At 61.1% G+C, this 7,759-nt stretch carries 8 protein-coding genes; 5 read left to right on the forward strand and 3 right to left on the reverse strand.

What is annotated here, in order from left to right:
• Positions 1-29: 29 nt before the first annotated feature.
• The gene (locus EU800_RS25430; protein WP_242500833.1) at positions 30-1,133 is read right to left on the reverse strand and encodes a TRAP transporter substrate-binding protein; all 1,104 of its coding nucleotides are present in this window, start codon (positions 1,131-1,133) and stop codon (positions 30-32) included.
• A gap of 183 nt (positions 1,134-1,316) precedes the next feature.
• On the opposite strand from EU800_RS25430, the gene EU800_RS25435 reads away from it, so the two are divergent.
• Positions 1,317-2,243 carry a dihydrodipicolinate synthase family protein gene (locus tag EU800_RS25435; RefSeq protein ID WP_129636267.1) on the forward strand — a complete coding sequence of 309 codons (927 nt, stop codon included), beginning with the start codon at positions 1,317-1,319 and terminating at the stop codon, positions 2,241-2,243.
• Positions 2,244-2,265: 22 nt separating this feature from the next.
• Complete coding sequence (locus EU800_RS25440; protein ID WP_129636268.1) at positions 2,266-3,051, forward strand: SDR family oxidoreductase; 786 nt, start codon at positions 2,266-2,268, stop codon at positions 3,049-3,051.
• 74 nt (positions 3,052-3,125) lie between these two features.
• On the opposite strand, the gene EU800_RS25445 is transcribed toward EU800_RS25440, so the two are convergent.
• Complete coding sequence (locus EU800_RS25445) at positions 3,126-3,959, reverse strand: aspartate dehydrogenase (RefSeq protein WP_371685673.1); 834 nt, start codon at positions 3,957-3,959, stop codon at positions 3,126-3,128.
• Between the two features lie 52 nt (positions 3,960-4,011).
• Positions 4,012-4,896: a LysR family transcriptional regulator gene (locus EU800_RS25450; RefSeq protein WP_129636270.1), complete on the reverse strand. Its 885-nt coding sequence runs from the start codon at positions 4,894-4,896 to the stop codon at positions 4,012-4,014.
• Between the two features lie 103 nt (positions 4,897-4,999).
• Here EU800_RS25450 and EU800_RS25455 point away from each other — a divergent pair, with 103 nt between their 5' ends.
• The 3 genes from EU800_RS25455 to EU800_RS25460 all read left to right on the forward strand — a co-directional run bounded on the left by EU800_RS25455 (position 5,000) and on the right by EU800_RS25460 (position 7,668).
• Complete coding sequence (locus tag EU800_RS25455; protein ID WP_129636271.1) at positions 5,000-6,217, forward strand: pyridoxal phosphate-dependent aminotransferase; 1,218 nt, start codon at positions 5,000-5,002, stop codon at positions 6,215-6,217.
• Between the two features lie 234 nt (positions 6,218-6,451).
• Entirely contained in the window at positions 6,452-6,610 is a 159-nt protein-coding gene (locus EU800_RS27070; RefSeq protein WP_165354850.1) for a hypothetical protein, read from the forward strand.
• A gap of 221 nt (positions 6,611-6,831) precedes the next feature.
• Positions 6,832-7,668: a terminase gpA endonuclease subunit gene (locus EU800_RS25460; RefSeq protein ID WP_256369792.1), complete on the forward strand. Its 837-nt coding sequence runs from the start codon at positions 6,832-6,834 to the stop codon at positions 7,666-7,668.
• The last annotated feature ends 91 nt before the right edge of the window (positions 7,669-7,759 follow it).

The raw sequence follows: 7,759 nt of genomic DNA on the forward strand, positions 1-7,759 counted from the left end.
GGACGGGAAAACGCCCGATCAGGCATATCTCACCCCGTCCCGGCCAATTCCGGTCGCGGCATAACTGAGCGGAAGATCCACTTAGAACACAGCTCCAAACTGTTCAGACAACCCGAGCCACCTATCTTGAAGGCTTCCCAGAGCGGCTTCGCCTTTTCGATCAGTTCTGCCTTGAGTTCCGGCGAGGGCGCAGAAACGGTCATGCCATTCTCTTCCAGAGTGGCAATCTTGGTCGAATCCTCATTGGCGGAATTCAGCCAGAACTGTCCCTCGAGGGAGGCCGCGGCATTCTCGATTGCGACCTGGTCTTCCTCGGACAGCGCATTCCAAGCGTCCAGGTTCACGGTGACGATGTTGGAAGAAGCCTGCCAATTGAAGGTGCTCATGTTGTCCATGAATTCCCAGAAGGCACCGTCGACACCCGAGGAAGACGAGGTCGTCACAGCCTTGATCGTGCCGGCCGCCAGCGACGGCACCACCTCGCCCCAGGGCATCTGCAGCGGAGCGGCGCCAAGAGCGTCGAAGAAGGCATTGCCATTCGCATCAACCACACGGATCGTCAGACCTTCAAGGTCGGCGAGAGTTTCGATCTTGTTTGGCGAATAGACCGCCTGTCCCGGCCAAGGCACCATGTAGAGCAGCTTCTGGTTCATATCTTCCGCGATGGATTCGATCATCGGGCGATAGAATTTGTGCAGAAGCGCAAGATCGGGAAGCGTCGGCGCGAGATAAGGCAGAGTCTCGACCCCGAAGGCCGGGTTCTCACCGACCTGCTGGCTCATCAGAATGTCGGCGATCGGAACCAAGCCATCGCGCACGGCCGCCATGCCCTCGGGCCCCTTGATGCCAAGCGCACCGCCGGAATGCACGGTGATGTTCACCTCACCATCCGTTACCTCGCGCACCGTGTCAGCAAACTGCATCGCGTTCTTGGTGTGAAAATTGCCTTCTGGCCAGACAATAGACATGTCCCAGCTGACCTCGGCCGACACCGCGGTCACTCCGATTGCGAGCACAGATGCCGTCGCCGCCGCAAATTTCATGTTCTGTTTCATTGCAGATCTCTTTCTGGTTGGTGTGCTTTGGAAGCCCGTTGTCCCTTGCATTTTCAGTATACCAACAGTATCCCACAAGTAAACTTAGCTGAGATATTTGCGGCTCGCCCATCATTTTGCATGTTTTCTATGCAGTTGGCGCCGCGATTGGCACAATTGGAAGGCGCCATGTGAGAGAAATCGGAGTGGGTATCGCGGACACGCCAACTACGAGCGACGGCACCAAAGCGGAATCAGTTCAAGACCAACAGGAGAACAGCCATGTCGCGGCCAATCGACAGACAGACCAACGGCGTTTTCGTCATTTGCGCGACGCCATTCAAAGAAGATGGCTCAGTGGACCACGACAGCCTGGCTCACCTTGTCGCCTTTTATATCGGGCACGGGGTTACTGGCATGACCATTCTCGGCATGATGGGCGAAGCCGACAAGCTCGATGCCGATGAACAGCGCGCTGTAATCGACACGGTTCTCGCACAGACGGGCGACCTCCCGGTCGTCGTCGGCGTTTCTAACCCTGGATTGAATGGCCTGGCTGCACTCACCTCCTACGCCATGGAAAAAGGTGCCGCGGGTGTGATGGTCGCGCCAGCCCGCGGTCCGGCGCGGGAGGATCGCGTGGAAGGATATTTCCACTCCGTCTGTGACCAGATTGGACCGAAGGTTCCTGTCGTCTTCCAGGACTTCCCATTGTCGACAGGCGTTCCGGTTTCTCCCGCATTGATCCGAAAGCTCACCGAAGACCTGCCTCAAATCGTCATGCTGAAACATGAGGACTGGCCGGGGATGCAAAAGCTGACGCGGCTTCGCCAGGACGAGGCCGAACGGGAGACACCTCGCTTGTCTATCCTTTGCGGAAACGGTGGCCTCTACCTTCCCCAGGAGCTTCAGCGCGGGGCGGACGGGGCCATGACAGGCTTCGCGTATCCCGAAGCGCTGGTTCAAACCGTTGCATTGCATCAAAAGGGAAATCCGGACGCCGCCGAGGACCTCTTCGACCGATACATCCCGATCCTTCGGCACGAGCAACAGATCGGCCTCGGCCTGGCGATCCGCAAATACATTCTGATGAAGCGCGGGGCCATTGCCCATGCCGGCGCCCGCGCCCCCGGCCCTCGGCTTTCGTCCATCGACACCGCAGAGATCGACCGCCTGATGCTTCGCCTCGAAGCCAAGCTCGCTGCCTGAGCCAACCGAAAGGAACCAGAATATGGATCTTGGACTGAACGGAAAAACAGCATTCGTCCTTGGAGCCTCCGGTGGCCTGGGCGGCGCAATCGCCGAAACCCTTGCCGGAGAGGGCGCGAATGTCGTCCTCGCCGGACGCAACACCGAAGTGCTGGAGGCAACGGTTGCCCGTCTGCAGCCGCAGGTCAGCGGAAAGCTGACAGCGATGCCTGTCGACCTGGCGGATGTCGCATCCGTGGATACAGCGGTCGCTGCGCTGACTGCAGATCATCAGATCGACATCGTTGTGCTGAATGGAGGCGGGCCAAAACCAGGGCCGATGGCGCAGCTCGATACGGAAGATCTCCTTTCGCAAGTGCGTCCGATGGTCGAGTCGCCAATCCGTATTGCCACGGCTCTCCTGCCCGGCATGCGAGAACGAAAGTGGGGCCGAATCCTGACAATCCTTTCCTCTGGAGTCGTACAACCGATTCCGAACCTCGGTCTTTCCAACACGCTTCGCTTGTCGCTGGTCGGATGGATGAAGACGCTTTCGGCCGAGGTCGCAGGCGATGGAGTCACAATAAATGGCCTGATCCCCGGCCGCATTCATACCGCCCGAGTGGATCAGCTAAACCTGGCAGCCGCAAAGCGGACCGGAAAGACACCGCAAGAGGTCGCCGCTGCATCACGGGCAACGATCCCGGCCGGGCGCTACGGCGATCCACAGGAATTCGCCGATGCCGCGGCCTTCCTTTGCTCCAGCAAAGCAGGCTACATCACCGGTACAAGCCTGCGGGTCGATGGTGGATTGGTCCGCGTCCTTTAGCGGCCATGGCATGAACACAGCCAACGGTCGAAAAGAATTCGGCCGTCCTATCTCATGACGGGGCCGCCCCAGGCTCAGGAGCCGATTGTAATAGGCGACACAAGACGCTCGAGCGCCGCCATCACGGAAAACGGTGTTATCCTGCCAGTTGCCGGGTTTTCTGAACTCGGCACGTTGGCGACGGAAATCTCCAGCTTTATCGCATCCGTTTCGATCAGGATGCTGTGGGTGTTGCGATCAATACCTGGATCGGCCCAGACTTCGTAATCGGTGTGGTCTGGTCCCCACCCTGCCAGCGAGAGGGCGACCGCAACGTTTACATTTGCCGGGAATTTCTGCGCCGCTTCGGTGACGGTTCCGGAATAGAGGCAAAGCGGTTCGGTCAATTCCGAAAGATCGATATTCGCCTCCCGGACAAACACCGCCCCTGCGAGGCTCGCCGGAGGCTTTCGGGTGCGCATCACCGCGCGGATGAGTTCGCTCTTCGCAGCAGCCCGAACGGCATCCAGCCCCGCGATCGCGCCGGTGGCGGCGATGATCCGGCCGCCTGTCTGACGCGCAAGGTCAACAAGATCCCTGTTTGCAAGAAGTTGCGTGAGCGAGACCACGATCAAAGTGGACCCGGCCTCGAGCGCCGGAACAGCCAATGATCGGAAACGATCCGGCGGCAGTGCCTCGATCACCACATCGGCGTGACGCGGCAATTCCTCGAGCGCAACGACCTCGGGTGGATTGGTGAAGCTTTCCGTCAGGGACCGCGCCTTGTCGATTGAGGAGGACGAAACGGCAACGAGCCTGAGCCCGGGTACTCCCGCGTCGAGCCAACGCGCCACCGGCAGGCCAATTGCGCCAAGCCCGGCGATGCCGACTTTCAGATCCGCACTCATGATTCCCCCTTGTGTCCTCATCTGCTCTGAGGCGGTTTGTTCTCACCGCGGACCGGTCAACACAACCACGTCCCTAGGGGCCTGAGGTCGCATCAGCAACGATCGTCATGCAAGCCCCGACAAAAACACCGACAGCGGCATTCCGGGCACCGGCCGATCGCCAGACAACTCCAATTTCCCGACTGTCCCTGACCGAAACGATGGTCTTGCGCAAATGCATCCCCGCCGGCCACGGCGGCATCCAATCCGGAACGAGCGCGACGCCCACACCACGGTTGACCATGGCCGCAATCGCTTCGAGACCGTCGAGTTCCAGGAATTCCTTCACCACCAGATCATGCGCGCGCAGATAACGGTCAATGATCCTCCCGCCCCACGAATTTCGATCATACCGAATGAAAGGCTGTGCGCGGATCAGGTCATGCGGGTCGTCCAGGGCGCCGTCTTCGGGAGATATGAAGACGAGTGGTTCGGTATGCAACCGCTTCCAGCGCAACGACTTGTGCAGCGCAAAGTTGGGCCGGACGATGATCGCAGCGTCGAGATCGCCCTCCATGACCCCCTGGTAGAGATCCGACGATGAACCAGGCTGGACAAAATACTCGATGGCTGGCTGCGCTTGGCCCAGGTGGGCGATTACCTCCGGGAGCAGACCAGTCACCGATGTCGCGATCGCACCGAGCCGAAGCTGCCCGGCCGGCTCTCCATTGGCCGCAATGGCGCGGAGATCCCGTGCTCCGGACACGATCCTGCGCGCGGCGGCAAGCATCGCAAGCCCTTCCTCGGTCGGTTGCATCGTTCGCCCGACACGCGTGACGAGCGTTTGCCCCAGCTCCTGTTCCAGGACCAGCAGACGCTGCGAGAGTGCAGCCGGGGTCAGGTTCATCCGGCGGGCGGCCTCGGCGACCGAGCCACGCTCGACGACTTCGAGGAAGGTTTCGAGATTCCTGATGTCCATAAGATAAATTCTCTACTGTCTGAAGAAGTATTAAACAGTTTTTGTTTTTGGTTCAGCACTACTAGGACCGATGTCAAGACTGTCGGGACAGAGGACGGGGAAAATGTCGATCCTGGAGAAATTCGAACAACTGGCAACGGACAACGCACCGGGGCAAGAAGGCCGGCAATCATCGGCAGACACCGATTCATTTCTCAAGGGTGCCCCCCTCGCCGGGAGACCTGTCGATTTCTCGCATGGCGACGTCAATGCGCATCCGCCGACGCCCGGTGCGCTCGGTACTTTCGTAGATGGCTATGAACGGGGTGGCGCGCAGGCATACACCGAGTACCGCGGCGACGCGGGCATCCGCCATGCGCTTGCCATCCGTCTGGCGGATTTCACCGGAGCAACGGTGGATGGGGCAGACGGGTTGATCGTCACGCCGGGCACGCAGGGGGCCCTGTTCCTTGCGGTCGCTGCGACCGTGGGTGCGGGCGACAAGATTGCGATCGTGCAGCCGGACTACTTCGCCAACCGGAAACTCGCTGTCTTCCTCGGCGCCGAGATCCATCCGGTTCAGTTGCGCTACGGCGAACAAGCATCCGGAACAGCAGGGATCGACCTTGAAGAACTTGAGATTGCCTTTCGCGCCGGCGTGAAAACCTTCCTCTTCTCCAATCCGAACAATCCGACTGGCGTGGTCTATTCCGAAGAAGAGATCGGACAGATCGCAGCGCTCGCCACACGCTATGGGGCTACCGTCATAGTAGACCAGCTCTATTCCCGCCTCTGCTACGAGTGGGGGCGCTACACGCACTTACGGGCGGCGGACGTGGATTCCGAGAAAGTCGTGACGATCATGGGACCTTCGAAGACGGAATCATTGAGCGGCTTTCGCCTCGGCGTCGCCTTCGGTGCACGCGCCATCATCTCGCGCATGGAACAGCTGCAAGCCATCGTGTCGCTGCGTGCAAGCGGATATTCCCAGGCAGTCTTGCACACGTGGTTCAATGAGCCTGAAGGCTGGATGGCGGACAGGACGCGCCAGCATCAAGCCATCAGAGACGACCTTCTCACGCATTTTCGAGCAATCGAAGGCTGCGCCTCTCGCATGCCGGAAGCAGGCAGCTACCTTTTCCCGCAACTGCCTCCATTGGCCATAGACCCGACCGCCTTTGTTCGGGCGCTGAGGCTGCAAGCCGGAGTGATCGTTACGCCGGGAACCGAGTTCAGCCCTCATTCGGGCGACAGCATTCGCCTCAACTTCTCGCAGGAGCATGCCGCCGCCGTGGCTGCGGTCGAGCGCCTGACCACGCTTTTGAACAGATACCGCGCCTGAGCGTCATTCGCAGGCAAGGGCTGACTACCATCCGGGACGGCGCGGCGAGCTACCCGGCTGTCGAGGCGCTGCGTCAGCTTGCGACGGTCGGGCGCGAGCTACCGTAGGGCGCTCGCCGACCTCCGCGCCTCGATCACCACGCAGAGCGCGCGCCGCGAGGCCGTCGAGATTCCGCGCAGCCCTATCGACCGGATCGTTTTGCACCCAGCCACCGAGGAGGCCAGCGGCCTCCTGATGGATATCGAAGGTGATTTGGCAGGAATCCTAAGCCTTGCCCAGATAAGCAAAAAGGTCGCCGGACTTACGTCGGACGACCTCATGCAAATAAAACTGGTTGCGGGGGCTGGATTTGGCCAAGAACCTACCTATCAAGAACTGAGGATTGAAGTTTAGTTGTTAGTGGTAGACGTCGGCAGTTCTCAGATTGCCCAAGCTCTCGTGCTGGCTCTGGAACAGACTGCCGCGGCAGCCAGCAACAACCGAATGGCGACTGGGCGAAATCTGGTTGATGACGGCTCTCCCCAGGTCACCGCTTTGCTGTCGCCGCGGGGCATGTTGTTCGACCCTAACGTCCAAGTCGAACAGCGGGTCCCCGCCGCTCTATCATTTGTACTGTGATATGGCTCGCCGACCGTCTAACCGTCACTTTGGTCTCGGTTGTACTTCCAAATGTTATCGCCCCCGCGCGCTCGGCGGTTCAAAGGTTTCTGGTATGGAGGGTCGACGTGCAGGGCGACCGCATCGAGGTGCAGATCCTCGGCTGGGGCCGCGACGAGGAGGCGTGGGTCATCGACTACCGCGTGCTCTGGGGCGACCCGTCCGGACCGCGGCTCTGGTCCGATCTCGACATGGTGCTGCAGGCGAGCTTCCCGCATCCGGCCGGGCTCGACCTGCCCGTACGCGCGGCCGCCATCGACACCGGCGGCCACCACACCAAGATGGCCTACGAGTTCTGCCGCACCCGCCTCGCCCGCCGCATCTGGGCGATTAAGGGCCGCGGCGGGCCCGGCATCCCGGTCTGGCCGCGCCGCCCGACGCGCACGAACAAGGGCAAGATCCCGCTGTTCATCGTCGGCGTCGACGCTGTGAAGGACGCCGTCTACGCCCGCCTGCGCCCCACCGAACCGGGCCCCGGTGCGATCCACTTCCCGCGCCGCCTCGACGCCGATTACTTCCGCCAGCTGACCGCCGAGCGCGTCGTCACCCGCTTCGAGCGCGGACGCCCGATCCGCTCCTGGCAGCCCAAGCGCGACGGCGAACCGAACGAGGCCCTCGACACCTTCGTCTACGCCCACGCCGCCCTGCACGGGCTTATCAGCATGGGGCTCCGGCTGAACGAGGAGGTGCAGGGAGTGGCGTCGGTGCCGGTGCGGCAGGGAGCCGATGCCGGGCGCGTGATCCGCTCGGCATGGATGAAGGAAAGTCTGAAGAACCTTCGCCTCTGGGCGTGATCTGATAGGGTCTGTGTATCCGCGAGAGGAGCGCCGACGATGCCGAAACAGCCCGCCTTCCCGAGCATGACGCAGGCGATGAAGAAGAAGC

The organism is Tropicimonas sp. IMCC6043 (genome assembly GCF_004146235.1).
Taxonomy (GTDB): Bacteria; Pseudomonadota; Alphaproteobacteria; order Rhodobacterales; family Rhodobacteraceae; genus Tropicimonas.

Excerpts from the sequence above, each read along its gene's own strand:
- EU800_RS25435 (WP_129636267.1), top strand. The coding sequence starts at position 1,317 with ATGTCGCGGCCAATCGACAGACAGACCAACGGCGTTTTCGTCATTTGC.
- EU800_RS25440 (WP_129636268.1), top strand. The coding sequence starts at position 2,266 with ATGGATCTTGGACTGAACGGAAAAACAGCATTCGTCCTTGGAGCCTCC.
- EU800_RS25445 (WP_371685673.1), bottom strand. The coding sequence starts at position 3,959 with ATGAGGACACAAGGGGGAATCATGAGTGCGGATCTGAAAGTCGGCATC.
- EU800_RS25450 (WP_129636270.1), bottom strand. The coding sequence starts at position 4,896 with ATGGACATCAGGAATCTCGAAACCTTCCTCGAAGTCGTCGAGCGTGGC.
- EU800_RS25455 (WP_129636271.1), top strand. The coding sequence starts at position 5,000 with ATGTCGATCCTGGAGAAATTCGAACAACTGGCAACGGACAACGCACCG.
- EU800_RS27070 (WP_165354850.1), top strand. The coding sequence starts at position 6,452 with ATGGATATCGAAGGTGATTTGGCAGGAATCCTAAGCCTTGCCCAGATA.